The 26,335-nt window shown below is 71.9% G+C and carries 21 protein-coding genes and 1 pseudogene; 4 read left to right on the top strand and 18 right to left on the bottom strand.

Annotated elements, in window-relative coordinates:
- Positions 1–33: 33 nt before the first annotated feature.
- From GSY65_RS07865 to GSY65_RS07875, 3 genes are all read right to left on the bottom strand, one after another.
- Positions 34–750, bottom strand: coding sequence for a DsbA family oxidoreductase (locus GSY65_RS07865; RefSeq protein ID WP_159766633.1), 717 nt, complete (start codon positions 748–750; stop codon positions 34–36).
- A 176-nt stretch (positions 751–926) separates the two neighbouring features.
- The gene (locus GSY65_RS07870) at positions 927–1,535 is read right to left on the bottom strand and encodes a DUF1349 domain-containing protein (RefSeq protein WP_159766634.1); all 609 of its coding nucleotides are present in this window, start codon (positions 1,533–1,535) and stop codon (positions 927–929) included.
- A 132-nt stretch (positions 1,536–1,667) separates the two neighbouring features.
- Positions 1,668–3,197 carry an aldehyde dehydrogenase (NADP(+)) gene (locus tag GSY65_RS07875; RefSeq protein WP_159766635.1) on the bottom strand — a complete coding sequence of 510 codons (1,530 nt, stop codon included), beginning with the start codon at positions 3,195–3,197 and terminating at the stop codon, positions 1,668–1,670.
- Positions 3,198–3,341: 144 nt separating this feature from the next.
- On the opposite strand from GSY65_RS07875, the gene GSY65_RS07880 reads away from it, so the two are divergent.
- Both GSY65_RS07880 and GSY65_RS07885 read left to right on the top strand, forming a co-directional pair.
- Positions 3,342–4,115: an IclR family transcriptional regulator gene (locus tag GSY65_RS07880; protein WP_055514882.1), complete on the top strand. Its 774-nt coding sequence runs from the start codon at positions 3,342–3,344 to the stop codon at positions 4,113–4,115.
- A gap of 122 nt (positions 4,116–4,237) precedes the next feature.
- Positions 4,238–5,689 carry a peptidoglycan D,D-transpeptidase FtsI family protein gene (locus tag GSY65_RS07885; RefSeq protein ID WP_159766636.1) on the top strand — a complete coding sequence of 484 codons (1,452 nt, stop codon included), beginning with the start codon at positions 4,238–4,240 and terminating at the stop codon, positions 5,687–5,689.
- A gap of 75 nt (positions 5,690–5,764) precedes the next feature.
- Here the strand turns inward: GSY65_RS07885 and GSY65_RS07890 are convergent, their stop codons facing one another.
- A complete protein-coding gene (locus GSY65_RS07890) occupies positions 5,765–7,216 on the bottom strand; it encodes an NCS2 family permease (protein ID WP_159766637.1) in 1,452 nt (483 codons plus the stop codon).
- Between the two features lie 269 nt (positions 7,217–7,485).
- On the opposite strand from GSY65_RS07890, the gene GSY65_RS07895 reads away from it, so the two are divergent.
- Together GSY65_RS07895 and GSY65_RS07900 are read left to right on the top strand one after the other, a co-directional pair.
- Positions 7,486–8,088, top strand: coding sequence for a SigE family RNA polymerase sigma factor (locus GSY65_RS07895; RefSeq protein ID WP_159766638.1), 603 nt, complete (start codon positions 7,486–7,488; stop codon positions 8,086–8,088).
- Positions 8,085–8,951 carry a hypothetical protein gene (locus tag GSY65_RS07900; protein ID WP_159766639.1) on the top strand — a complete coding sequence of 289 codons (867 nt, stop codon included), beginning with the start codon at positions 8,085–8,087 and terminating at the stop codon, positions 8,949–8,951. Before GSY65_RS07895 ends, GSY65_RS07900 begins: the two co-directional genes overlap by 4 nt.
- Positions 8,952–9,152: 201 nt before the next feature.
- On the opposite strand, the gene GSY65_RS07905 is transcribed toward GSY65_RS07900, so the two are convergent.
- From GSY65_RS07905 to GSY65_RS07970, 14 genes and pseudogenes are all read right to left on the bottom strand, one after another.
- Positions 9,153–10,265: a right-handed parallel beta-helix repeat-containing protein gene (locus tag GSY65_RS07905; RefSeq protein ID WP_159766640.1), complete on the bottom strand. Its 1,113-nt coding sequence runs from the start codon at positions 10,263–10,265 to the stop codon at positions 9,153–9,155.
- A 33-nt stretch (positions 10,266–10,298) separates the two neighbouring features.
- Positions 10,299–11,540, bottom strand: a complete 1,242-nt coding sequence (locus GSY65_RS07910) for a dienelactone hydrolase family protein (RefSeq protein WP_159766641.1) — start codon at positions 11,538–11,540, stop codon at positions 10,299–10,301.
- On the bottom strand, positions 11,527–12,555 hold the full coding sequence (locus GSY65_RS07915) for a pectinesterase family protein (RefSeq protein ID WP_159766642.1): 1,029 nt from the start codon (positions 12,553–12,555) through the stop codon (positions 11,527–11,529). The genes GSY65_RS07910 and GSY65_RS07915 overlap by 14 nt, the downstream gene beginning before the upstream one ends.
- A gap of 1 nt (position 12,556) precedes the next feature.
- Positions 12,557–13,675 (bottom strand): pectinesterase family protein, encoded by a 1,119-nt coding sequence (locus tag GSY65_RS07920; RefSeq protein WP_159766643.1) that lies wholly within the window; start codon positions 13,673–13,675, stop codon positions 12,557–12,559.
- Entirely contained in the window at positions 13,675–14,982 is a 1,308-nt protein-coding gene (locus GSY65_RS07925) for a pectate lyase family protein (RefSeq protein ID WP_159766644.1), read from the bottom strand. The genes GSY65_RS07920 and GSY65_RS07925 overlap by 1 nt, the downstream gene beginning before the upstream one ends.
- 83 nt (positions 14,983–15,065) lie before the next feature.
- Entirely contained in the window at positions 15,066–15,881 is an 816-nt protein-coding gene (locus tag GSY65_RS07930; protein ID WP_159766645.1) for a rhamnogalacturonan acetylesterase, read from the bottom strand.
- Between the two features lie 141 nt (positions 15,882–16,022).
- Positions 16,023–17,371 (bottom strand): annotated as a pseudogene (locus tag GSY65_RS07935) (ABC transporter substrate-binding protein).
- 593 nt (positions 17,372–17,964) lie between these two features.
- On the bottom strand, positions 17,965–19,515 hold the full coding sequence (locus GSY65_RS07940; protein ID WP_159766646.1) for a glycoside hydrolase family 43 protein: 1,551 nt from the start codon (positions 19,513–19,515) through the stop codon (positions 17,965–17,967).
- On the bottom strand, positions 19,512–20,357 hold the full coding sequence (locus GSY65_RS07945; RefSeq protein ID WP_159766647.1) for a PmoA family protein: 846 nt from the start codon (positions 20,355–20,357) through the stop codon (positions 19,512–19,514). Before GSY65_RS07945 ends, GSY65_RS07940 begins: the two co-directional genes overlap by 4 nt.
- Positions 20,357–21,535 carry a Gfo/Idh/MocA family protein gene (locus GSY65_RS07950; protein WP_159766648.1) on the bottom strand — a complete coding sequence of 393 codons (1,179 nt, stop codon included), beginning with the start codon at positions 21,533–21,535 and terminating at the stop codon, positions 20,357–20,359. The genes GSY65_RS07945 and GSY65_RS07950 overlap by 1 nt, the downstream gene beginning before the upstream one ends.
- 202 nt (positions 21,536–21,737) lie before the next feature.
- A complete protein-coding gene (locus GSY65_RS07955) occupies positions 21,738–22,640 on the bottom strand; it encodes a carbohydrate ABC transporter permease (RefSeq protein ID WP_159766649.1) in 903 nt (300 codons plus the stop codon).
- Positions 22,637–23,581: a carbohydrate ABC transporter permease gene (locus GSY65_RS07960; protein ID WP_159766650.1), complete on the bottom strand. Its 945-nt coding sequence runs from the start codon at positions 23,579–23,581 to the stop codon at positions 22,637–22,639. The genes GSY65_RS07955 and GSY65_RS07960 overlap by 4 nt, the downstream gene beginning before the upstream one ends.
- 103 nt (positions 23,582–23,684) lie before the next feature.
- Positions 23,685–25,415 carry an L-arabinonate dehydratase gene (gene araD, locus GSY65_RS07965; protein WP_159766651.1) on the bottom strand — a complete coding sequence of 577 codons (1,731 nt, stop codon included), beginning with the start codon at positions 25,413–25,415 and terminating at the stop codon, positions 23,685–23,687.
- Positions 25,412–26,323 (bottom strand): dihydrodipicolinate synthase family protein, encoded by a 912-nt coding sequence (locus GSY65_RS07970; RefSeq protein ID WP_159766652.1) that lies wholly within the window; start codon positions 26,321–26,323, stop codon positions 25,412–25,414. Before GSY65_RS07970 ends, araD begins: the two co-directional genes overlap by 4 nt.
- Positions 26,324–26,335 lie beyond the last annotated feature (12 nt).

Here is a 26,335-nt window from a genome sequence, read left to right on the forward strand (position 1 = left end):
CTCAGCGCCCGCCCGCGGCGCCGCCGCGCCCCGTCACGTGGCGGGGACCGCGCACCCGTCGGGGCCGCACGCCTCCGCGCCGTCCTGCTGGATCACCTGGAGGGGCGACCGCTCGCCCCACGCCTGCGTGAGCGCCCGCTCGAACACCTCGGCGGGCTGCGCGCCGGACACCCCGTACTTGCGGTCCAGCACGAAGAACGGCACGCCGTTCGCGCCCAGCTCGGCCGCCTCCCGCTCGTCCGCGCGCACGGCGTCCGCGTACGCGTCGGGGTCGGCCAGCACCTGACGGGCGGCGCCCTCGTCGAGCCCCGCCTCGACGGCCAGCTCGATCAGGAACTCGTCCGCGTCGGCGTACACGGACCGCTCCTCGGCGAAGTTCGCCCGGTACAGCAGCTGGAGCAGCTCGCCCTGCCGGCCGTGCTCCTTGGCGAGGTGCAGCAGCCGGTGCATGTCGAAGGTGCTGCCGTGGTCGCGGCCCTCGGCGCGGTAGTCGAGGCCCTCGGCGCCGGCCTGGGCCCGGAGGTTGTGCTCACCGGCCTGGGCCTGCGCCTCGCTCATCCCGTACTTCCTGCTCAGCATGGTGAGGACCGGCTGGATGTCGTCCTTGGCGCGGCCGGGGTCGAGCTCGAAGGAGCGGTGCACCACCTCGACGTCGTCGCGGTGGGGAAAGGCCGCGAGCGCCTTCTCGAAGCGGGCCTTGCCCACGTAGCACCAGGGGCAGGCGATGTCGCTCCAGATCTCGACGCGCATGGTGTCAGCTCTCTTCAGTCGTGCGGGTAGGGGGCGGAGCCGCACTCCGCCGCTGCGATGAATGAACGTTCAAGCAGCCCGGCTCATTCCCGCGCCGCGCCGCGGCGGCCCGGGCCGGGGGTGACACCGGGCGCCGGGGGCGGGGCGGCACCGGGCGGGCCGCCCCGGGCCGGTCCTCAGCCGCCGTTCCTCAGGTCCTCGGGCCAGCTCGGGCGGAACTCGATGTGGTCGTACGTCACCACGCAGCCCTCCCCCATCGGGGACTGCGTCATGAACCCGACCAGGGCGGCACCGCTCTCCCGCTCCCCGGCGAGCGTGAACAGCCGGACGAACGTCCAGTGCTTGCCGTCGCGGGAGGCGTGGAAGGCGAACGCCCGGCCCGTGCGGCTGACCCGCAGCCACACCGAACTCCCTTCCACCGTAAAGGAGTTGGCGTCGTCAGAGTGCCCCCGGGTGACCACCGTGCAGACGGTGGGGACGTCCGGCGAGTACTCCAGGCACAGCTTCGCCCAGGCCCGCTCCCCCACGTGCACGTACAGCACGCCCGCGTCGAACCCGGCGGCGAAGCCGACGGTGACGCGGGCGATCAGCTGGAAGTCTCCCTCCGGCGCCCCCAGCAGCCTGGGCGCGTCCGTGGCGGGGTCCAGCCCCTCGTCCGTGGGCGGCACGAACCGGTCCTGCCGGGCGCCGGCCCACCCGGTGAGCACCCCGTCCTCGTAGGACCAGTGCCCGTCGGGCCCGTATGTGCGAAGAGGGAAGGGGAGTTCGGGAAGTTCGAGATCCATTGGGGGATTCTCGCAGCCCCCGGTCGGCACCCGCGCCCCTGTACGGGGCGCGGGGAACCGCACGAACGGGCCCGACCGACCGCCGGCCGTGTCCGGCCGGCACAAGCCCGCGGGTCGGGTCGCGGAGACGGCCTACCGCTCCAGCACGCCGTTGAAGCGCCGCGGCAGCCCCAGCGGGTTGTCGTCCCGCAGCTCCGGCGGCAGCAGCGCCTCGGGCGCCCCCTGGTACGCGACCGGCCGCAGCCACCGCTCGATGGCCGTGCCGCCCACCGAGGTGGAGGTCGACGTCGTCGCCGGGTAGGGCCCGCCGTGGTGCTGGGCCGGGGCCACGGCCACGCCCGTCGGCCAGCCGTTGACCAGCACACGTCCGGCCAGCGGGGTCAGCTCCGCGAGCAGCTCGGGGCCGCGCCCCTCACCGGCGGCCTCCGCGCCGGACAGGTGCACGGTCGCGGTGAGGTTGCCCGGCAGCCGGGACAGCACGGACCTGGCCTCGTCCTCGTCCTCGTAGCGCGCCACGACCGTGAGCGGCCCGAAGCACTCCTCCAGCAGCAGGTCGTGCTCGCCCTCGGCGGCCAGCTTGGCGGCGGGGACGGTGAGGAAGCCGGGGCTGACGGTGTGCTCGCCGCCCGCGCCCGCCGTCACCGGCGACTCGACGTCCGGCAGCTCCGCACGCTCGGCGACACCGGCGAGGAAGTTGTCGCGCATCCGGTGGTCGAGCAGGACACCCGCGTCGACGTCGCTGACCGCGTCGGTGAGCGACTTGAGCAGCCGGTCACCGGCGTCGCCCGCCGGCGCCAGCACCAGGCCCGGCTTCACGCAGAACTGGCCGACACCGAGGGTCATGGAACCCGCCAGTCCCGTGCCGATCGCCTCGGCGCGCTCGGCCGCCGCGGCCTCCGTGATCAGGACGGGGTTCAGGGAGCCCAGCTCGCCGTGGAACGGGATCGGCACCGGCCGCGCCGCCGCCGCGTCGAACAGGGCCCGGCCGCCGCGCACGGAGCCGGTGAAGCCGGCGGCGGTCACCAGCGGGTGCTTGACCAGCTCGACGCCCGCCTCGAAGCCGTGGACGAGGCCGAGGACGCCCTCGGGGATGCCGTGCTCGGCGGCCGCCCGGCGCAGCACGATCGCGACCAGCTCGGACAGCGCCGGGTGGTCGGGGTGGGCCTTGACGACCACCGGGCACCCGGCGGCCAGGGCGCTCGCCGTGTCGCCGCCGGGGACAGAGAAGGCGAAGGGGAAGTTGGAGGCCGAGTAGACGGCGACGACACCGAGCGGGACCTTGTAGCGGCGCAGGTCGGGGATGGGCGGGGTCGCGGTGTCGTCGGGGTGGTTGATCACCACGTCGAGGAAGGCGCCCTCGTCGACGATGTCGGCGAAGGCCCGCAACTGGTAGCAGGTGCGGGCGAGTTCACCGGTGAGCCGGACAGGGCCGAGCGCGGTCTCCGCGTCGGCGACCTCGACGAGCTGGTCCTTGGCCGCATGGAGCTGGTCGGCCGCCGTGCGCAGGAACGCCGAGCGGACGGTGCGGTCGGCGAGGGCGCCGCGGGCCGCGTGGGCCGCGCGGACGGCGGCGTCCACCTCCTGGGCTGTGGCCTCCACCGCAACCTGCTCGCGCTGCTTCCCGGTTCGGGGGTCGACACTCCAGACTGGTGCTGCTGCCACCGCGGGTCCCTCCACGTATTTCTGAGTCATTCCCAGGGGTATTGTCTGGGTCATTCACCAGGTCGTTCGATATGCTGAACGCCGTCTTCCATGATGAATATGGTGTTGGAGACTATTTCCCGTCGAACGAAGGGGTCAAGGGCGATGTCGGCAGTCGAGACGGGCGGCGGAGCGCAGGTCAAGTCGGCGGTACGGACCGTCGAACTGCTCGAATACTTCGCCGGGCGCCCCGGAATGCACTCCCTCGCGGCGGTGCAGGAGGCCGTCGGCTATCCCAAGTCCAGCCTCTACATGTTGCTCCGCACCCTGGTGGAGCTCGGCTGGGTCGAGACGGACGCGACGGGCACGCGGTACGGCATCGGGGTGCGCGCCCTGCTCGTCGGCACCTCGTACATCGACGGCGACGAGGTGGTGGCGCTGGCCCGCCCCACCCTCGACCGGCTCTCGGACGACACCACCGAGACCATCCACCTGGCCCGCCTCGACGGCACCAACGTCGTCTATCTGGCCACCCGGCAGTCGCAGCACTATCTGCGGCCCTTCACCCGGGTCGGCCGGCGGCTGCCCGCCCACTCCACCTCGCTCGGCAAGGCGCTGCTCGCCACCCACACCGACGAGCAGGTCCGCAAGATGCTCCCGGAGACCCTCCCCGCGCTCACCGAGAACACGATCACCGACCGGGAGCAGCTCATCGAGGAGCTCCACCAGGTCCGGGAGCAGGGCTTCGCCGTCGACCGGGAGGAGAACACCCTCGGTCTGCGCTGCTTCGGCGTGGCGATCCCGTACCGCACCCCGGCCCGCGACGCGATCAGCTGCTCCGTGCCGGTGGCCCGGCTCACCCCGGCGCACGAGCAGTTGGTGAAGGACGCCCTGTTCGACGCCCGCGACCGGCTGACGCTGGCCACCCGAAGACTCTGACCAGGGCCCACGGGCGCCTCGGCACACCACGCGCGGACCCCTCTTCCGGGCACATGAAGACCTCATGAGAACCGGGACGGAACGGAACGACCGACCGCGTTCCGCTCGTCTGTCCGGGTGCGATGAACAAGACGATCAGGCGCAGCGCCGTCTTCACCCTGCTCCTCGTGTTCGCCCTGCTGGTGCGGGCGACCTGGGTGCAGTTCTACGAGGGCACGGCGCTCGCGGACGACAAGGACAACCGGCGGAACGCGATCGCGACGTACGCGGCGCCGCTCGGGAACATCGTCGTGGGCGGTGACGCGGTCACCGGCTCCGCGCGGACGGAGAGCGGCGACCTCGCCTACAAGCGCACGTACAAGGACGGTGAGCTGTACGCGGCGGTCACGGGGTACGCCTCGCAGAGCTACGCGCCGACGCAGCTGGAGGGCATCTACCAGGACCTGCTCAACGGCACGGACACCCGGCTGAAGACGGTGCTGGACACCCTCACCCACGAGCGGGCCGACCCGGGCGACGTGATCACGACGATCGACCCGGACGTGCAGAAGGCGGCGTACGAGGCGCTCGGCGACAAGAAGGGCGCGGCCGTCGCGATCGACCCGGCGACCGGGAGGATCCTCGCGGTGGTGTCGACGCCGTCGTACGACCCGTCGGCGCTCACGGACGCCAACACGGCGGGCGCGGCCTGGAAGAAGCTCACCGCGGATCCCGACAAGCCGCTGACGAACCGGGCGCTGCGGCAGCCGCTGCCGCCGGGGTCGACGTTCAAGCTGGTCGTGGCGGCGGCCGCGCTGGAGGACGGGCTGTACTCCTCGGTGGACGTGCGGACGGACAGCCCCGACCCGTACACCCTGCCGGGCACGACGACCGAGTTGACCAACGAGAACCCCGGCGCGCCCTGCGAGAACGCCTCCATCCGTACGGCGCTGCAGTACTCGTGCAACAACGTGTTCGCGCGGATGGCCGTCAAGCTGGGCCAGGACAAGGTCCGGGCGATGGCGGAGAAGTTCGGCTTCGACGACACGGAGCAGGACGTGCCGGTGCGGGCGTACACCAGCGTGTACCCGACCGGCATGGACGAGTCGTCCACCGCGCTGACCGGGATCGGGCAGTACGACGTCACCGCGACGCCGCTGCAGATGGCCATGGTGTCGGCGGCCATCGCCAACGACGGCAAGCTGGTGGCACCGCACATGGTGGCGCAGATCACCGACGGCGGCGGCGACGTGCTGGAGGACTACGACGCGAGGGCGGGCACCGAGCGGGTGGTGAGCGCCTCGACCGCGAAGCAACTGCGGTCGGCGATGGAGACAGTCGTCGAGGACGGCACGGGCACGAACGCGCGGATCGACGGCGCGACCGTCGGCGGCAAGACCGGTACCGCCCAGCACGGCGAGAAGAACAGCAAGACGCCGTACGCCTGGTTCACGTCGTACGGGAAGGCGGGCGGCAAGGAGGTCGCCGTCGCGGTGGTCGTGGAGCAGTCGGACGCGGCCCGTTCCGAGGTCAGCGGCAACGGGCTGGCGGCGCCGGTCGCGAAGGCCGCGATGGAGGCGGCGCTCGGGGACTGAGGGCCCGCCCGCGGACCCTCCACAGGCGAAGGGCCGCCCCTTTCCGGCGGTTTCCAGCGGCCCTTCCCCGACCGGCTACCGCACGCCGAACAGCTGCTGGACCGGGTCGATCGCGAAGTACACCAGGAACAGCGCCGAGGTGCCCCACAGCAGCCAGTGGATCTCCCTGGCCCGGCCGAGGACCGTCCTGATGAGGACGTAGGCGAGGAAGCCCGCGCCGATGCCGTTGGTGATGGAGTACGTGAACGGCATCACGGCGATCGTGAGGAACGCGGGGATGGCGATGTCGTACCTGTCCCAGTCGATGTTCTTGACCTGGACCATCATCAGGAAGCCCACGGCGACCAGTGCGGGGGCGGCGGCCTGCATCGGGACGATGGTCAGCAGCGGGGTCAGGAAGAGGGCGACCGCGAAGAGCCCGCCGGTGATCAGGCTGGCGAAGCCGGTGCGGGCGCCCTCGCCGACGCCCGCCGCGGACTCGATGTAGGAGGTCGCGGACGACGAGGAGGAGGCGCCGCCGGCGACGGCCGCGGCGCCGTCGATGAGCAGGACCCGGCCGAGGTTCGGGACCTTGCCCTCCTCGTCGAGCAGCCCGGCCTCGGCGCTGACGCCCACCACGGTGCCCATGGTGTCGAAGAAGTCCGAGAGCAGCAGGGTGAAGACCAGCAGGACGACCGTGATGACGGTGGTCTCGCCGAAGGAGCCGAAGAGGCTGAAGTCGCCGATCAGCCCGAACTCGGGGGCGGCCACGAGGTCGTCGGGGACCTTCGGGGTGGTCAGGCCCCAACTCTTCACGTCGGCGACCGCGTTGATCACGATCGCGATGACGGTCATCGTCAGGATGCTGATCAGGATCGCGCCCTTCACCTTCCGGGCGAGCAGCGCGATCGTCAGCAGGACGCCGGCGCAGAAGACCAGGACGGGCCAGCCGGACAGCGTTCCGGAGCCGCCGAGCTGGACCGGCACGGTGGTGTTGGCGACGTCGGGGATCCGGGTGACGAACCCGGCGTCGACGAAGCCGATGAACGCGATGAACAGGCCGATGCCGACGCTGATGGCCTGCTTGAGGGGCTGCGGGATGGCGTGCATGACGGCCTCGCGCAGGCCGGTGACCACCAGGACGCAGATCAGCAGACCTTCGAGGACGACCAGGCCCATCGCGTCGGGCCAGCTCATCAGCGGGGCTATCTGGAAGGCGACGACCGCGTTGAGTCCGAGGCCCGCGGCGAGGGCGAGCGGCAGGTTGCCGCCGACGCCCATGATGACGGTCATCACGGCCGCCACGAGGGCGGTGGCGGTGACGAGTTCGGCGCCGTCGAGGGTGTGGCCGTACTTGTCCTTGGCGCTGCCCAGGATGATGGGGTTCAGGACAAGGATGTATGCCATCGTGAAGAACGTGGCGAGGCCGCCGCGTGTCTCACGGGCGAGGGTGGATCCCCGTTCGGTGATCCCGAAGAAGCGATCGACGCTGTTCACCCCGGTGGGCGGGGTGCTCGGCCGGTCGGCCGACTTCAGTGCGTCGGACATGGGCGGTGCTCCTAGTGACGAGTGCGTGCTACGCGCGGATGCTGGCTGGATTGTTCCGCCGTTGAACCCTGTTCAGGTTTTCTCCGTGTTACGGAATCGGGGTTCGCCCTGCAAGACGGCGCTCGAAGGCCCGTACGAACTTCGTTCACGATCACTGCTACTCTTCCGGATCTCGTCGGGGAACCCCCGGACGGTCACGTGTCCTTCACACGACACGCGCCGGCACCCGGTCCCGGTGCCGCCAGCCGATGCGAGGAGAGAGGTCGCCCGTGGGCACGGTCGTCGACGACGCAGCCTCCGTGGAGTTCCACGACTTCTTCGAACGGCACTACGCCGAACTGTCCCGTCTGGCCCACCTGCTGACCGGTGAGGCGGACGCGGCCGACGACCTCGCCGCGGACGCGCTGCTCGCGCTGTGGCACCGCTGGGACCGGGTCCGCGCGGCGGAGCACCCGGTGGCGTACGCGCGCGGTGTGGTCGCCAACCTGGCCCGTACCCGGATCCGCAGCGCGGTGCGGGAGCGCCGCCGGATCACGCTGTTCTGGTCGCAGCGCGAGGAGAGGACCGAGAATCCCGATGTGGCCGGGGCGGTCGACGTGCAGTCGGCGCTGCGCCGGCTGCCGTTCCGCAAGCGGGCGTGCGTGGTGCTGCGGCACGCGTTCGACCTCTCGGAGAAGGACACGGCGCTCGCCCTCGGTGTCTCGGTCGGTACCGTGAAGAGCCAGACGTCCAAAGGGATGGCCGAGTTGCAGAAGCTGCTCGGCAGCGGGGACGCCCCGAAGCGGATGCGCGCCGGCATCACGGGCGCGGGTGTCACCGGAGCGCGGGTGACGGGCGCGGGTGCGCCGGGCAGCGGAGGAAGGGACCGATGAGGGACGTGCACGAGGACCTGCGTGCCCGGCTGCGCGAGTCGGCCGAGGCGCACGAGCCCGACCGCGCCCGCATCCTGGCCCGGATCGAGCGCGGCATGGCGGCCCCCGAGGAGCGGCGCCGCAGCCGGAGGGCCACCCGGCCGCCGCTGTGGGGCTGGGTGCGCGTGGTCAGCGCGACGGCCGGTGTCGCGGGGGTCCTCGCGGTGGGCGGGTACGCCGTCGCGTCGGCGGTGAAGGGCGAGGAGCGGTTGAACGACCAGACGGTCGCGGTGTCGCCGACGCCGGTGGAGTCTCCGGCCGCGACGAGCCGGGCCCCGTCCCCGCCGGCCCCGGAGCCGACCCGCGGCGGGTCGAAGCAGGAGCGCGAGCCCAGCTCCGAGCCGTCGAGCGCGCCGCCCGCCCGGAAGTCCCCCGTCCCGAAGCTGCCCTCCTCGGGGGACGAGGAGGACGGCCCGCTCTGGTCGGACGGTTCGGTCGACCCGCACAGCAACGACTTCTGGGCGCAGAGCAATCTGACCCTGAGGACGGACCGGCAGCTCACCGCGCTCACCGTCCAGCTGCGGATCGCGGAGACCGGCGGGGTCTCCTCGTCCGGCGCCTGGCGCTCGCTGCCGGATCAGGACTTCGACCTGACGGTCGCACAGGACGACGGCTTCCTGGTCTACACCTGGGTGCTGAAGGACGGCCGTACGGTCCCGAAGGGCGAGTTCGTCTTCGCCGGGCAGTACAACCACCAGCGCGGCGGCCGGGACGCGAGCGACGACCGCTACGCGATGACCGCGAGGGCGGGCGGTGAGGAGTTCGTGGTGGCGGGCGGCTTCGAGGGCCACGACGAGGGCGACTCGTCGGACGACGGCTCGTAGGGGACCCCGCGGGAGCGGCGACCCGTCGCCCGCCGGTGGCGGCCGGGGGACGGGAGAGCGCGAGGGAACCGGGACGGGCGGGGCGCCGTCGGCGTGGGAACGAGACGGGCCGGAGGGGCCGCCCCGGCCCGCCTCTGTCACTGGTCGCCGCCCCGCCGGGAAAGGTTGCCGCGCCCGCCCGGAAACCTTCGGGGGTCCGGCTCAGTCCATCGTCGCCCCGATCGTCGTGCTGCCCGTGGTCAAGAACGTGGTGGCGGGCAGCGCGCCGTTGGACTGCCGGGCGTTGTACGTCGTCGAGGCGTTGGTGGAGCGGAACGCGGGCGTGGCGAGGCCGGCGTCCCAGTTGTTGCCGGACGAGACGACCGAGGAGCCCTTGTTGACCGAGCCGGAGCCGTTGCCGACGGCGAGGTTCTTGCCGAGGCGGGCCGCGCCGGTCGCGAAGTAGTAGCCCCACTTGGCGTTGGCGTAGGCGGTGGTGCGGTTGATGACGATGGCGCCCTTGTTGCTGTTCTCGGTGAAGCCGTTGCCGGCGTTGTCCCAGGCCGCCGAGTTGTTGATGACGTGGGCCACGGTCTCGCCGTCGCCGCCCAGCTTGTAGCCGTTGCCGTCGCCCGCGAACGCGGAGTCGCCCCAGCGGTTCTTGCCGTTGCCCATCGCCCAGGTGTGCTCCACCGTCACGGGCGAGGAGAACGACCAGAAGTCCAGGCCGTCGTCGGAGTTGTTGTAGAGGCGGGCCCCGGTGATGAGGTTGCCCGACCCGGAGCCGAACTTCACGGCGATGCCGTCGGCGTTCTCCCCGTGGTTGGCCGCGTCGTAGTGGCCGTAGGAGTCGAGGTTGCGGACGGTGTTGCCGGTGGTGCCGTCGCCGGTGAGCGTGAAGCCGGAGTCGCCGCCGTTGATGGTCTTGACGTTGTCCCAGACCGTGGAGGCGCAGGACTGGCAGACGACCGCGCTGTCCGGGGAGTTCTGGAAGGTGATCCCGGAGACGGTCCAGTAGTCCGCGGTGAGCTTGAAGATCCAGTCGCCGTCGGGGAGGTTCGAACCGTCGATCTTCACGGTCTCCGATCCGTACGGCTGGAGCTGGATGCGGCTGGAGGAGGTGCCGTTCGCCGTGGACTGGAGGGTGGCCGTGGGGTAGTACGTGCCGCCGCGCACCTGGATGACCGTGCCGGGTGTGGCGTTCTTCAGGGCGTTGGACAGGGCGGTCGTGGTGTTGACGACGACGGTCGCGGCGTGCGCCTGGGTGGGGAGCACGGCCAGTCCGGCGCCGAGGGCGAGGGCGGTGCCCAGGGCGAGAGAGGTACGACGAGACATGGAGAGCGGTTCCTTTCTCGTGCGGGTGGGGGGTCACAGGACGGAGTCGAGCCAGGCGACGACGTCGTCCTGCTGGGGCGCGGTGAACACATGGCCGAGGTCGGGCCAGGTCGTCAGCCGCAACCGCTCCTCGGCGCGGTGGGACCGCCAGACGGCGCGCAGCTTGTCGTGGGCCACGCGGACGCCGTCGGCGGGGAACAGCGGGTCGAGGCCGCCGTTCAGAAAGAACATCGGCTTGGGGGCGCCGATGCCCGCCACGTCGGGGAAGTCGAGGTACCGGGCGAGCCCGGGGTGGAGCATGTAGTAGGAGGACTGGCCGCGAAGGATGTTGTTGCCGGGGACCATGACCTCCTTGAGCCCGGTCATCCAGCAGACGCTCGCCGCGGCGGCGACGTCGTCGCTGAGGGCCGCCGTCTGCCAGGCGCGGAACGCGCCCATCGAGAAGCCGAGGGCCGCCACCCGGCGCCGGTCGACCCGGTCGAGCCCCGCCAGGAAGGCCGCCGCGCGCACGTCCTCCCGGGCCATGAGCCCGGCGAGCGACGAGCCCAGGTGGTAGAGGTTGCTCGCGAGGGCCTGCTGCTGCTCGTAGGTGACCGGGCCCCGGTCGCCCCAGCCGAGCGCGTCCACGGCGAGGACCGCGTATCCGCGCCGGGCCAGTTCGTCGCCGACGAACCGCCCGCTGAAGTAGCGCTCGGCCCACTCCTGCGCGGAGGCGAGCCGGGTGTCGTCGTACCAGGGCCGGACCAGCTTCTCCTTGCCGATGTCGAAGCGGGCGCCGTGGTCGTGGAGCAGCAGCACCGCGGGGAACGGCCCCCTGCCGTGGGGGGTGAGCAGGGCGCCGCGGACCCGCTCGTACCGGGTGAGGGAGAAGGTGACCAGCTCACGGGTGAAGCCGTCCCGCTCGGAGCGCCGCTCGCCGAACTCGGGGGCGAACGGGGTGTGGTCCGGGGCGACGAACAGGTGCTCCTCGACCTTGGCGCGGGCCGCGCGCCGCCAGGCCCGGGGGTCACGGATCGGGGAGGTGCCCCAGGCGAGCGGGAAGCGGAGTTCCTCCTTGAGGAGGGAGTGGAAGGCGGGCAGGGCGCCGTCGAGACCGGTGAGGGCCGGGGGCGCGGCCGGCCCGGTGGCCGCGCCGGCGGCGGTGCCGGTCCCGGCGAACACCGCGGCGGCCGACGCGGCCGTCACGAAGGCCCGGCGCCCGAGCCGTTCACCGGTCCGTCCGGGGCGGCGGGCCGGGGGCGGACCGGCGTCGGTGCCCGGCTCACGGGCATCCATCGGGCCTCCAGTCCCCGAGATACGTCCGCCGGGTGTGCAGGGCGGCCTCGGCGTCGGTGAGCCGCGGCCGGTTCTCGGGCACCGTGACGGCCGCGCCCGGACCGGAGTTGCGGTACTCGCGGAAGCGCATGGTCTGCCAGGGGTACGCCTCGCGCATGTTGGTGTACGGGGCGGCGGCGTCGATGCCGGGGCCGATCCAGGTGTCCCGGACGACCAGGGAGGGCCAGGCGGTCGTCTCGTACGACGGGACCCAGGGGCGGGCGATCTTGTACGCCCCGTCCTCGGCGCCGGAGGTGATCCGGCCCCGCAGGGCGAGGAACCCGTAGGGGTTGGCACGGGCGGTGGAGGGCGCGAAGACCATGCCCTTGGGGGTGAAGGAGACGTCGCGCCGGAGAGTGTGGAAACGGCAGGACTCGAAGACCGCGCGCGCCCGGCCGAAGACGAAGTCGACGTCGCCCTCGATGTGGCAGTTCCGGTAGTACTGCCGGTCGAAGGCGTCGAGCGCGGTGGTGTCCGCGAAGAGGGTGTCCTGGTGGGCGAGGAGCCGGACGTTCTCGAAGTGGCTGCGGTCCCCGGTGACGTACGCGGCCACGGCCTGGGTGCCGGTGATGTCGGGGTGGTCGGCGCGCAGCCAGTCGTTGGCGAGGGTCAGGTCGCGCACGGTCAGTCCGGGCGCGGCGGAGGTGAAGGTGGCCGAGCCCGCGGTGCCGTACGTGCCGCCCTCGGGCCGGGGCGTGCCGTTGGCGCGGTCGAAGACGATCACTGCGGCGCGCGGGTCGCGGGAGGCGCCGCGCAGCGTCAGCTCCGCCTTGTCGGCGGGGACGGCGACGACCTCGCGGTAGGTCCCGGGATGGACCACGATGGTCCAGCCAGGACCGTCCACCGCGTCGACGGCGGCCTGGACGGAGCCGCCGCGCCGGACGTGCAGGACCCGGCGGGTGGCGGCGAACGCGGGGGCGGCGCCGGCGGCCACGAGGCCGCCGGCGATCCCGCTGAGCAGGGTGCGCCGGCGCATGTCAGCACCCCTTCCAGGGGGTCCAGTCGCCGAGGTACGCCTCGCGGGTGTGGTCGGCGGCCTCCGCGGCGGTGAGCTGGGGCCGGTTCTCCGGGACGGTGATCCGGGCGCCGGGGCCGGTGTTCCGGTACTCCGCGAACCGCTGGTCCTGCCAGGGGAAACCGGAGGACATGTCGGTGTACGGGGCCACCGCGTCGATACCGGCCCCGAGGCGGGTCTCCCGGACGGTCAGCATGGGCCGGGCGGTGGTGTCGGAGCTGGGCACCCACGGCCGGGCCAGTTTGTAGTGGCCGTCCGGGGCCCCGCTGGTGACCGTGGCGCGGGTCACCAGGTAGCCGCGCGGGTTGGCGCCCGCGGTGGACGGCGCGAAGACGAAGCCGTACGGGGCGGAGGCCAGGTCGGTCCGGGTCAGGGCGTGGAAGCGGCAGCGTTCGAACACCGCGGTGGCCCGGCCGAAGACGAAGTCCACGTCCCCTTCGGCGTAGCAGTCCCGGAAGTACTGGCGGGCGAACGTGCCGAGCGCCATCGAGTCGGCGTACAGGGTGTCCTGGTGTCCGAGGAACCGGCACCGCACGAACGCCGAGCGGTCGCCCTGCACCTTGAGGGCGACGGCCTGGGTGCCGGTGATGCCGGGGTGGTCGGCGCGCAGCCAGTCGTTGGCGAAGGTGATGTCCCGCGCGGTGAACCCGTCGCCCTGGACGAGGGTGGTCGCCGAGCCGGTCGTGCCGTAGGTGCCGCCGCCGGGTTTGGGGGTGCCGGCGGCGTTGTCGTACACGACGGTGACGTCGCGGGCGTCGCCGGAGGCACCGATCCAGGTCATGTCGGTGCGGGCGGCGCTGACGGCGACGGTCTCCCGGTAGACACCGGGAGCGAGGACCAGGGTGTACCCGCTGCCGGTCGCGGCGGTGACGGCCGCCTGCACCGTGGTGAAGTCCCCGGCGCCCCCGGCGTGCACGTACAGGGTCCGCTCGTCGAGCCGGGCGGCCGGTGAGCCGTACCGGCCGAAGGGCGACCGGCCGTGGGAGGCGTGGGCCGGTGCCGCCGTCCCGAGCGCGAGCGCGGCGCCGGCGCTCGCGAGGACGAACGACCGTCTGCTCAGGGCGGTCCGGTGACCGGTCATCAGCACACCTTCCCCGCGCCGGCCCGGGCCTTGAGGATCCCGGGCAGGGCGCGCGGGTGGTCGACCTTCCCCCGCAGGGTCGGTGTCCAGCCGGCACCGGACTGGAGCGTCTCGGCAGGGATCTCGGCGTTGTGGACGGCGATGAGGTCGGTGAGCCTGCCGTTGACGTAGTTGTTCTCGGCGGTCAGCGGGGACTCGCTCCACTTCTTGAGGACCTTGCCGACCTTGGCCCCGGCGGGCAGTGTGACGGCGTTGTCGGTGGCGTACAGCTGCGAGGAGATGCCGACGCCGAAGACGTAGTAGTCGTCCTTCTGCTCCTCGTTCACCACGTAGTGGTTGTTGTAGACGTCGACCTGTCCGAAGCGCACGCGCGGGGAGCGCTGGAGGATCCCCTCGAAGCGGTTGTGGTGCAGGGTGACCTTGAGCTTGCCGGCGTCCTGCGCGGCGGAGCCGTCGCTGTTGCCGATCAGCATGTTCTTGTCGTGGTTCTCGAAGCGGTTCCAGGACACGGTGACGTGGTTGGCGCCGCGCACGATGTCGGTGAGGCCGTCGTGCTGCTGGAAGACCTTGCCGAAGTAGACCGGGCGTTCGCTGTCCGGGTAGCGCCCGTCGGTGAACGTGTTGTGGTCGAGCCACACGTGGTCGGTGCCGTAGACCACGACGGCGTCGTACTCGGAGTTCCAGTTGCCGGTGTTGCCGTCGTCGGTGGGGTCCCACTCGGGGAAGCAGTCCAGCGGCGCCTCGACGGTGAGGTTGCGCACGATGACGTTGGAGACGCCCCTGATCTGGAGGCTGCCGCCGAGGATGCCGGAGTTCCGGCCGACGCCGACGATGGTGGTGTTGCTGGGGATGTTGGCCTTGATCTCCGCGTCCTGCCGGGCGGCGGAGGCGACCCGGGCGTCCTCCTGCGGGCCCATGGCGACCTTGTCGTTGCCGTACACGGCCGGGTCGTAGTCCTTCAGGTACTGCTGGAGGTCGTAGCCGCCGGTGACGAAGGCCTCGCAGCCCTGGGAGACGGCGTCGATCATCCCCTTGATCTTGATGATCTTCGGCGCGTCGCCGCCGTCCCTGAGCGCGGCCTTGAACTCCGCCCAGGTGGTGACGGTGTAGACGTGCTCGGCGTCGGCCGCGGAGCCGCCGGTGGTCCCGCCTTCGGCGGAGCCCCAGCCGTCCCCGGCCCCGAGCACCTGACGGCCGAGGTCGCGTTCACCCGCCTGGGCGACGCCGGTCCCGGCGACCCCGAGGACGAGGGCGGTGCAACCGACGAAGGCAGTAATGGCATGGGCATGCCAGGCATGAGCACGCATGGGTGCGGGTTCCTTTCCAGAACAGAACAAGGGAGAAGAAGGGGGAAGAGAGGAGAAGAGGGGCGCCCCCAAGGGGCGGGGAGCTACGCCTGCGGCCAGGTGATCCAGGACTCGGGGACCGTCTCGTCCAGCCGGCGCACGTCGCGGTGCGCGAGGACCCGGCGCTTCAGCAGCTCGGAGGCGACCAGCCGTGCCACGGCGATGGCCCCCGGCGGATTGAAGTGCGTGTTGTCCTGCTCGTTCTCGGTCCAGTTGAAGTACTTCTTGGTCTCCTCGACCCCCAGCTTCTGCCAGAGCGCGAGGGACAGCGCCTGGATGTCGAGGAGCGCGACCCCCTCCTCCTGGGCGAGGGCGCGCATGGCCGCCGGGTACTCACCGTGGGTCGGCTGCGCCACCCCGCCCGCGTCGAACCTCCGGCGCTCCACGGAGGTGGCGAGCACCGGCCGCGCGCCCCGGGCGCGCGCCCCGTCGACGTACTGGCGCAGGTAGTCCTGGTAAGTGGTCCAGGGCTCGGTGTACCGGGCGGGGTCGGCGGCCTTGGAGTCGTTGTGGCCGAACTGGACGATCAGGAAGTCGCCGGGGCGGACGGCCCCCAGGATGGCGTCCAGTCGTCCCTCGTCGATGAAGCTCTTCGAACTCCGGCCGTTCACGGCGTGGTTGGAGACCTTCAGCCCCGACCGGAGGAAGAACGGCAGTGCCATGCCCCACCCGGTCTCGGGCCGGGCGTCGGCGTACTTCTGGGCAGCGGTGGAGTCGCCGGCGAGGTAGACCGTGGGCTCACGGCGGACCCGGCCGGAGGAGACGGCGGCGGAGGCGGCGGAAGCGGGCCCGGTGGCGGCGACGGCGAGCGGAACGGCGGCGAGCGCCGCGGTGGTGACCTGTCTGCGGGTGAGGGACACGTGCGGGTGCCTTTCTCAACAGGCTTACGGGAGGTACGGGGTGCGGTGCCTTTCACGCGGGGGGTGCCCCCGCGCCCCCTCGTCCGGGAGCGCGGGGAACTTCGTGACCGGCCGGAGCGGACCGGCGGTCGTGACGGAGTGTCAGCCCTTCTGCTCGTTCCATTCGGCCTGCGCCGTGTTCAGCTGGTCGGCCAGCGAGTCGAGGAACTCCTTCGCGCTGGTCTGCCCGTCCATCACCTTCTGGAAGGCCGGCTCGTTGTCGGCCTTCGAGATGGTGTTCCAGTCCGGCAGGTAGTACGGCAGCTGCACGATCGAGGTCGACCCGTCGGTCAGCGCGGCGGCGGCCAGCTTCGTCGGCTCCGCCTTCTGGATCCACTCGTCCTGGGCCGCGTCGTTGTTCGCCGGCACCTGGCCCGCCGACTCGTTGAACTTGGAGTTCTGCTCGTGCGACATGGCGAACTCGATGAACTTCCAGGCGGCCTCCTTGTTCTTCGAGCTCTTGAACACGCCGAGCCCGTCGACCGGGTTGGAGACCTGGACCCGCTTGCCGCCGGGGCCGGTCGGCTGCGGAATGCCCCGGAACTTGTCGCCGAACGCCTTGACGTGGTCCTGGTAGGAGCCCAGGTTGTGGTTGAGCATGCCGATGGTGCCGGAGTCGAACTGAGCGACCATCTTGGTGAAGTCGTTGTTGAGGTCGGCCGCGGGCGTGACCTTCTTGTAGAGGCCGACGTACTTCTCCAGCGCCGCCACGTTCTTCGGGTCGTTCACGGTGGTCTTCTCACCGCTGGAGTCCCAGAACGAGGTGATGCCCGACTGCCCGTACATCGCGTCCAGCGCCTGGGCGATGGAGCCGGCGCCACCGCGGATGGTGTAGCCGAACTTGTTCTTGTCCTTGTCGGTGAGCTTCTCGGCGGCCTTGTAGAACTTGTCCCAGGTGGTCGGCGCGTCGAGGCCGGCCGCCTTGAACAGGTCGGTGCGGTAGTAGAGGACACCGTTGTTCGCGGAGGTCGGGATCGAGTACAGGGCGTCGCCGCCGCCCGCCGACTTCAGCGACTCGGTCATCGCCTCGTTGAGCTTGCCGTTCAGCGAGGACTTGGCGAGCCGGCCGTCCAGCGGTTCCAGCGCGCCCTGCGCGGCGAACCCGGCGGCCATGGCGGCACCGACACCGCCGACGTCCGGCAGACCGCCGCCCTGGATGGCGGTGTCGACCTTGGACTGGTACTCGGTGGCCGCGATGCCGACGTACTCGACCTTGATGTCCGGGTTGGCCTTCTCGAAGTCGGCGATGATCTCCTTCCAGATGTCATGTCGGTGCGGACACCGCCGTTGTTGTCCCAGAAGACGATCTCGCCCTTGCCGCTGCCCTCGGAGCCCTTGTCGCCGCCGGTCCCGCTGCCGTCGTCACCGCAGGCGGTGGCGGTCAGGGCGAGGACGGAACCCAGGGCGACGGCCAGGGCGGCGCGCCTGCTTCTGTGATTGCTGATCTTCATTGAACGGCTCTCTCTTCTGGATCCAACGAGGGTGATGACGTTGTGGGGGGTCTGGTGCTGCCGCCGGGAGGCGGTTCAGCGGCCGGCGCGCCGCAGGTGCGGCGCCCGGTCGTCCGTCCCGGCGAGGTACCTGGCGACCGTGCGGGTGGGGCCTCGGCCGCCGGGAGCTGCGGGCGGTCGGCGGTGACCCCGGCGCCCGGCCCGTGGGTGCGGTACTCCGTGAACCGCACGTCCTTCCACGAGAAGCCGCTCATGTCGGTCCACGGCGACGACCTGACCGCGGTGGGCAGGTCGGTGTCGCCGAACAGCAGCCGGGCGACGGCGTCGGGTTCGCCGCCCGGATGCCAGGGCCGCCGGCCCGGGTGGTGGGACCCGGAGGCGAAGCCGTGGGGCCGGTCGCTCCAGCCACCGGGCGCGCCACGCACCCCCGTGGCGGGCGCGGCCCCGGCCCCGCCGGCGGCTCCGAGCCCCGGCGAGCCCGGCAGTGCAGGGACCACCACCAGCGTCCGGCCGGCGCCCGGACTCGCCCCCGACCAGGTCGGCAAGCGCTTGCTACGGAGATGCGTCATTGCGGCTCCCAACAGGCGTACGGGTTACGAGGAGGGGGTGATCCTGAACGTGGTGAAGGTGGCCGCCCCGGCATGTCCCCCGCCGGTGGGCGCGACCGCGAAGAGGCCGAGCAGGGCGCCGACCCAGCGCCAGGGCGTGGCGGCGAAGACCTGGCCCGAGGACTGCCGGCCCTCCCCCACGTCGTAGGAGAAGTGGCAGCGTGCCCCGGCGCGGGTCTCGATCCGCAGCCGGGCCCGCCCGTCGGGCGCCGGGCACGGCGGTGCCGCGTCCCGCTCCCGCTCGGCCACCGTCTCCGCGAACCGGTGCACGAGGTGCACGCCTCCGTCGGCGTCCCGCTGCAGTCCGATCCAGCAAAAGGCGTCCCCGAGCACGGCGAGCCCGGCGCGCGCCCCCGGCTCCTCGCTGTCGAGGCGCAGCTCCACCTCGGTCACGGAAGGGGTCCCCGGCAGCCGCTGTGTGAGCACATTCGCCAGTTTCCGCAGGTCGTGCGCGTGCACGGAGCGCACGCACGTGAGCCGCAGCCCGTCGCCGGAGTGCTGGGTGGCCCAGCCGTCCTCGGGGTTCGCGGTCCACTGCCACTGACGTCCGAAGCGGCCGCCGGGGAAGTCGTCGTCGGTGGCCGGCGCGGCGGGCGGCTGCGCGGGCAGCGCCGGCTTGGGGTGCACGGCCACGGGGGCGCCCTCGTCACCGAGCACGGGCCAGCCGTCCGCGTCCCAGCGCATCGGCTGGAGGTGGACGACCCTGCCGTACGCGCCCCGCTGCTGGAAGTGCAGGAACCAGTCCTCGCCGGCCGCCGTGCGCACCCAGCCGCCCTGGTGGGGGCCGTTCACGTCGGTGTCGTGCTGCTCCAGCACGACGCGTTCCTCGTAGGGGCCGAAGAAGTCGCGGGAGCGGAAGGCGCCCTGCCAGCCCGTCTCCACTCCCCCGGCCGGGGCGAGGATCCAGAACCAGCCGTCGTGCCGGTAGAGCTTGGGGCCCTCCAGGGTGAACCAGCCGGGCAGCCGGTCCGCGTCGACGATCACCTTGCCCTCGTCGAGCAGTCCCGTGCCGTCGGGCCGCATCCGGTGTCCGGTGAGCCGGTTCTTGATCCCGGAGCGGGACCTGGCCCAGGCGTGCACGAGGTACGCCTCGCCGGTCTCCTCGTCCCACAGCGGGCACGGGTCGATGAGCCCCTTGCCCTCCTTGACCAGGTGGGGCCGGGTCCACGGGCCGCGGATCTCGGGGGCGTTGACCTGGAAGACACCCTGGTCGGGGTCGCCCCAGAAGATCCAGAACCGGTCGTCGAAGTGGCGCAGCGAGGGCGCCCACACCCCGCAGTCGTGGCGGGGCGCCCGGAACTCGCTCGCGGGTTCGAGGAGTTCCAGCGCGTGGCCGACGAGCGTCCAGTTGACCAGGTCCCGGGAGTGGAGCAGGGGAAGGCCCGGGACCCGGCCGAAGCTGGAGGCTGTCAGGTAGAAGTCGTCGGCCACGCGCAGGACGTCGGGGTCGGACCAGTCGGCGTCGAGGACGGGGTTGCGGTAGGTGCCGTCGCCCCGGTCGGCGGAGAAGGCGGGCGCGCTCACGGAGGTCGTCACGGGCTCACCGCCTTGCGGACCAGGGCCGCCGCCTCGCCGCGGTCGAGGGTGCCGTCGGCGACGACGGTGACGATCCGGCGTACGGCGGTCCCGCCGGGCTCGACGGTCAGGCGTTCGGTGTGGGCGAGCGACGAGCCGACGCCGGGGTACTCGTCGGCGCGGACGAACCAGGGGTCGCTGCGGGTGGTGGCGGTGGCGCCCGCGAAGACCAGCGTCCAGGAGTCGCCGGCGAGGGCGAGCCAGTCGGCGCGGGTGCCGTGCACCTCGGCCTCGCCCTCGGCGTCGGCGGTGAACACCCGCGGGGGCCGGTCCTCCTTTCGGGCCCGCCAGAAGAAGCCGCCGTACGCGGCGCCGGGGCGCCCGTTGGTGGCGGGGCTGCCGATCGAGACGGGCGCGTCGGTGGCGTTGGTCAGCGAGAAGGTGAAGTCCAGCGCCCAGGCGCTCTCGGTCAGCTCGCTGGCCGCGACGGTCCGGCGTTCGCGCAGCAGCTCGGCGCCGGACGCCACCCAGCGCAGCTCCTCGACGAAGCCGTCGGGGTCGCGCAGCTGGAAGCCGACGTGGCGCTGGGAGCCGTGGTTGTCGAGCTCGGTCGGGCCCCGGTCGCGGACGTAGGTCCGCCCGCCCCAGAAGTTGTGCCCCTCGACGTCGGGAACGGCGACACCGACGCCGAGGTGGTGGAGGTGGTCGGCGGGGCTCAGCTCGGTGACCGCCGTACCGGACAGGGTGGTGACGGGGTGGAGGTAGGGGCGGGGCGAGAGGCGGGCCGGCACTTCGGGCCGGGCGAGGTAGCGGCCCACCGGACGTCCCGCCACCCGCAGGACGAGGGACTCGTCGGTCGTCATCAGGTGCCCACCTCTTTCGCCGGAGCGTCGGGGAGCGCCCAGGGGGCGCCCAGTTCGGAGTAGAGGGCGAGGGTGTCGGCGGCGGCCGTGACCAGGGCGTCGACGCCGTCGACGACCCGGCGGTCCTCCTCGGGCAGCCGGTGCCAGGTGCCGGCCGGGAGCGCGAGGGGGTCGGGGGCGGTGCGGACGGCCTCGACGACCTTCATGAACGCGCCGGTGGCGTCCGGCGGGACCAGCAGGTCGGCGCCGTCGACGAGATGGTCGACCAGGTTCTCCAGCAGGTCGGTGCGGCCGTACTCGATCTCCTCGGGGCCGTGTCCGGCCCGCTGGACGAGCACGCGGTCCTGCTTGTACCAGAAGGTGATCCGTCCGCTGGTGCCGTGGACGACGTTGTACGGCTCGTCGGGGTTCTCCGCGCACAGCGTGGCGGCGACGGTGATCCGGCCGCCGTGGGCGGTGGTGATCCGGACGCAGGAGGTGTCGTCGGACTCGATGTCGTTGGCGCGCAGCAGCTCGGTCTCGATGGCGGCGACGTCCTCGGCGCGGCCCGCGTCGCCGAGTGCGAGGCCGGTGGCGACGGCGTGCGCGAGGGGGTTGGTGAGCGCCCCGTCGATCACGTCGACACCGTTCAGGCGGCGCTTGCCCGCCCAGGGCGCCCGCCGGTAGTACCCCTCGGCGCGGGCCCAGGCGCCGGCGCCGCCGATGCCGGTGACCTCGCCGATCAGTCCGTCCGCGATCATCTTCCGGATCGCGGGCACCGCGTGGGAGCCCAGCGACTGGAAGCCGATCTGGCAGACGACCCCGGCGGCGGCCACCCCGTCCGCCATCCGGCGGAACTCGGCGTACGACGGGGCCGGGGGCTTCTCCAGCAGGAGGTGCACGCCCCGCTCGGCCGCCGCGAGCGCCAGGTCGGTGTGGGTGGGGATCGGGGTGCAGATCACGGCGATCGCGGCGCCGGTGGAGTCGAGGAGCGCGCCGAAGTCGGCGGACTGCTCGGGGGTGCCGAGGCCGTCCGGGATCTCGTCCGCGCCCAGCGGGGTCAGCTCGCAGACGCCGGCGAGGCGGACGATCCCCTTGTCCGCCAGGCGGCGGATGTTCTCCAGGTGCCAGCGGCCGTGGCCGCGGGCCCCCGCGAGGACGAGCGGGACCGGGGTGTCGTGTGCGGTGGTGTGGTTCATCGGGTCCTCCCTGCGCCCGCGCCGCGGGCCGGCTCCCGGCCGGCCCTTGCGGCACTGTCGGTCTTCTGGTGCAGGTTAGGGGTGTCGCGGCAGCCGTCCGGGGCGTGTCGTGGGAGCCGGGCGGTGTGCGGGATCCCCGCCACGGCCCCCGGGCCCGGCGTCCCGGCGGGCGCGACGCCGGAGAGACCTCTCCTGCGGTCGCTCACCCCTTCACCGCCCCCGCGCTGAAGCCGGTGATCAGCCACTTCTGGATGAAGGCGAAGACGATGACGACCGGGACGGCGGCGATGATGCCGCCCGCGGCGAGCGCGCCCAGGTCGACGCTGTCGGCGCTGAGCAGGGTGTTCAGGCCGACCGGGATGGTCTGCTTCTCCTGGTTGCTGAGGAACATCAGCGCGAACAGGAAGTGGTTCCAGGAGTGGACGAAGGCGAAGGACCCCACCGCGATCAGACCGGGCCTCAGCAGCGGCAGCACGACCACCCGGAACGCGGTGAACCGGTTGCAGCCGTCGACCCAGGCGGCCTCCTCCAGCGAGTACGGCACGTTCTTGATGAAGGTGCTGATCAGGATGATCGACAGCGGCAGCTGGAAGACCGTCTCGGCGAGGATGACACTGCCGAGCGAGTTGATCATCCGCAGCTCGGCGAAGATCTGGAACAGCGGCACGAGGAGCAGCGCGCCCGGGACGAACTGGGAGCACAGCAGCGCCAGCATGAACCCGCGCTTGATCTTGAAGTCGAAACGGGCGAGGGCGTAGCCGCCGGCGAGGGCGACCAGGGTGGTCATCAGCAGGGTGACGACCCCGACGAGCACGCTGTTCTGGAAGTAGGTCCCGAAGCTGCGCTCGTTCCACACCTTCTCGAAGTGCTCGAAGGTGACGGGCCAGGGCACGAGCGAGGTCGAGCCGGGCTTGCGGAGCGCGAACAGCAGGATCCAGTAGAAGGGGACGAGGGTGAAGACGAGGTAGACCGACAGGGGCAGGTAGATCTGCCAGCGGGGCACCTCGTCCCAGGCGCGCTGCTGCTTGCGGGGCCGCTGCGGGGGCTCGGGGGCCGCGGGCGCGGGCGTCACCGGAGCGACCTTCTCGGCGTCCTTGGTGATCACTTGGATTCGCCTCCGAACTTGCTCAGCCGCAGATAGACCATCGAGCAGAAGAGCAGGATCACGAACGCGACCGTGGTCAGGGCGGACGCGTAGCCGAAGTTGTGGGCGTCGACCGAGGTGTTGGCGATGTACAGCGGGAGGGTGGTGGTCTCCCCCGCGGGTCCGCCGCCGGTCAGGGTGTAGAGGAGGTCGACGTTGTTGAACTCCCACACGGCGCGCAGCAGCGTGGAGAGGATGATCGCGTCCTTCAGGTGCGGCAGCGTGATGTGGAGGAACTGCCGGACGCGGCTCGCGCCGTCGACCTCGGCGGCCTCGTAGAGGTCCTTCGAGATGGACTGGAGGTCGGCGAGGATGAGGATCGCGAAGAAGGGGACGCCGCGCCAGAGGTCGGCGACGACCACCGCCGAGAAGACGGTGGAGGTGTCGGAGAGCCAGCTGGTGCCGTACTCGCCGATGCCGAGGTCCGCCAGGTAACGGGTGATGCCGGTCTGGGAGTTGTAGAGCAGCACCCAGATGGCGGAGGTGAGGACGCCGGAGACGGCCCAGGGCGAGAAGACGAGGGCGCGGCCGAGGGACCGGCCGACGAACGTCTGGTTGACGATCAGCGCGAGCGCGAGACCGAACAGCAGCTGGAGCCCGACCTCGACGAAGACCCACTTGGCGCTGAAGACGAGGGTGTCCCAGAACAGCGGGTCCTCGGTGAAGGCGTGGACGAAGTTGTCGAAGCCGGCGTATCCGTTGCGCCAGGGCTTGGTGGGGTTGTAGTGCTGCAGGCTGTAGTAGAAGACGCTGACGACCGGGTAGGCGATGAAGCCCAGCATCAGCAGGGCGGCCGGGGCGATCAGCAGGTAGGGCAGCCTGCGCGGGGTCGCGGAGACACGGCGCGCACGGCTCCGCCGGGGTGGCGCGGGCGGTTTCGCCACGGCTGCGGCTTGGGCCATGACTGGGGCTCCGTTTCTGGGTGGGTCGTGGTGCGTCGTGGTGCAGGAAGCGCTTTCTCGCTGTGCATGGTGGTGGTGTTCGCGGTACGGGGTGCGGCTCGGGTCAGCCCGCGTACGGGTCCGGGACCTTGCCCGGTCGGGCCAGGAACTCGAAGTCGCAGCCGGTGTCGGCCTGGGTGATCTGGTCGTTGTAGAGGGCGCCGTAGCCGCGTTCGTAGCGGGTGGGCGGGGGTGTCCACTCGGCCCGGCGGCGCTCCAGCTCCTCGTCGTCCACGTGGAGGTGGAGGGTGCGCGCCGCGACGTCGAGGGTGATCGGGTCGCCGGTGCGGACCAGGGCGAGCGGGCCGCCGACGTACGACTCCGGCGCGACGTGCAGGACGCAGGCGCCGTAGCTCGTGCCGCTCATCCGGGCGTCGGAGATCCGCACCATGTCCCGTACGCCCTGCTTCAGCAGGTGGTCGGGGATGGGCAGCATCCCGTACTCGGGCATGCCGGGGCCGCCCTTGGGGCCGGAGTTGCGCAGGACGAGGACGCTGTCGGCGGTGATGCCGAGCGACGGGTCGTTGATGGTGCGCTGCAGGGTCCGGTAGTCGTCGAAGACGACCGCGGGACCGGTGTGCTTGAGCAGGCGGGGCTCGGCGGCGATGTGCTTGATGACCGCGCCGTCCGGGCAGAGGTTGCCGCGCAGGACGGCGACCCCGCCCTCGGCGGCGACCGGGTTCTCGCGGGTGCGGATGACGGCGTCGTTGTGGACGAGCGCGCCGTCGAGCTGCTCGCGCAGCGTGTCGTACGAGACGGTCGGCCGGTCCAGGTGCAGCAGGTCGGTGATCCGGGAGAGGAACCCGGGCAGCCCTCCCGCGAAGTGGAAGTCCTCCATCAGGTACCGCCGGCCACCGGGCCGGACGTCGGCCAGGACCGGGACGGTACGGGCGATGCGGTCGAAGTCGTCCAGGGTGAGCTTGACGCCCGCGCGGCCGGCCATGGCGATGAGGTGGATGACCGCGTTGGTGGAGCCGCCCAGGCCGAGGACGGTGGTGACGGCGTCCTCGAAGGCGTCGGCGGTGAGGATGTCGCTGAGCCTGCGGTCCTGGCGGACCAGCTCGACGATCCGCAGGCCGGACCTGGCGGCCATCCGGTCGTGCCCGGAGTCGACGGCCGGGATGCTCGACGCGCCGGGGACGGTGACCCCGAGGGCCTCGGCGGCGGCGGTGAGCGTGGAGGCCGTGCCCATCGTCATGCAGTGACCGGGCGACCGGGCGAGGCCGGACTCCAGTTCGGTCATCTCGCAGTCGCCGATGAGGCCGGCGCGCCGGTCGTCCCAGTACTTCCACATGTCGGTGCCGGAGCCGAGGACCTCGTTGCGCCAGTGGCCCGGCAGCATGGGTCCGGCGGGCACGAACACCGTCGGCAGGTCGACGCTCGCGGCACCCATCAGCAGCGCGGGCGTGGACTTGTCGCAGCCGCCCATCAGCACGGCCCCGTCGACCGGGTAAGAGCGCAGCAGCTCCTCGGTCTCCATCGCGAGCATGTTGCGGTAGAGCATGGGGGTCGGCTTCTGGAAGGTCTCCGAGAGGGTGGAGACCGGGAACTCCAGCGGGAAGCCGCCCGCCTGCCACACGCCCCGCTTGACGGCCTGCGCGCGGTCGCGGAGGTGGACGTGGCAGGGGTTGATGTCGGACCAGGTGTTCAGGATCGCGATGACCGGCTTGCCCAGGTGCTCCTCGGGCAGGTAGCCGAGCTGGCGGGTGCGGGCGCGGTGGCTGAAGGAGCGCAGTCCCGCCGAGATGCCGCTGCCGTACCACTGGTGGCTGCGGAGTTCTTCCGGCTTCCTCATATCGACCACCCCGCGGCGATGGACGCGACCTCGGCCCGCTCGGCCTCGGGCAGTCGCCTGCTGGGTGCCCGGACGTCCCTGCGGCACAGACCGAGCGAGGCGAGGGCCTCCTTGACCACGGTCACGTTGTTGGCGGAGCCGTTCGCGGCGCGCAGTTCCTCGAAGCGGCGGATCTGCTCCCAGACCTTCATGGCGGCCGGGTAGTCACCTGAGCGGAGCGCTTCGAGCATGTTCGTCGAGACGGCCGGGGCGACGTTGACCAGGCCCGAGGTGAAGCCGGTGGCGCCCGCCGAGAAGTACGAGGGCGCGTACGGCTCGGCGAGTCCGGCCACCCAGACGAAGCGGTCCAGGCCGGCGTCGCGGGCGAAGGCGGCGAAGCGCGCCGCGTCGGGGACCGCGTACTTCACACCGATCACGTTCGGGCAGTCGTCGGCGAGTTCGGCGAGCCGGGCGCCGGACAGCTGCGCGTTGCGGATGTAGGGCACGACGCCCAGCTCCGGCACGGCCTCGGCGATCGCCCGGTGGTAGTCGACCCAGCCGCCCTGCGAGACGTAGGGGTGGACCGGCTGGTGGACCATCACCATCTGGGCGCCGACCGCGCGGGCGTGCTCGGCGGAGGCGACGGCGGTCGGGATGTCGTGTCCGACGCCGACCAGGACCACGGCGCGGTCGCCGACCTCGTCCATGGTCAGCTCGGTGACCAGGCGCCGCTCCTCGGGGGTGAGGGCGTAGAACTCGCCGGTGTTGCCGTTGGGGGTGAGGGTGGTGATCCCGCCGTCGAGCAGCCGACGCAGCAGGGCCCGGTGGGCGCCCTGGTCGACGGTGCCGTCCTCGGCGAACGGAGTCACCGGGATCGCGACCACGTCGGCCAGAGCCGTCCGTTGGGTCTCGAACGTCACGCTGCTCATGGATGACCTTCC

The sequence above is a fragment of the Streptomyces sp. HM190 genome (assembly GCF_009857135.1).
Taxonomy (GTDB): Bacteria; Actinomycetota; Actinomycetes; order Streptomycetales; family Streptomycetaceae; genus Streptomyces; species Streptomyces heilongjiangensis.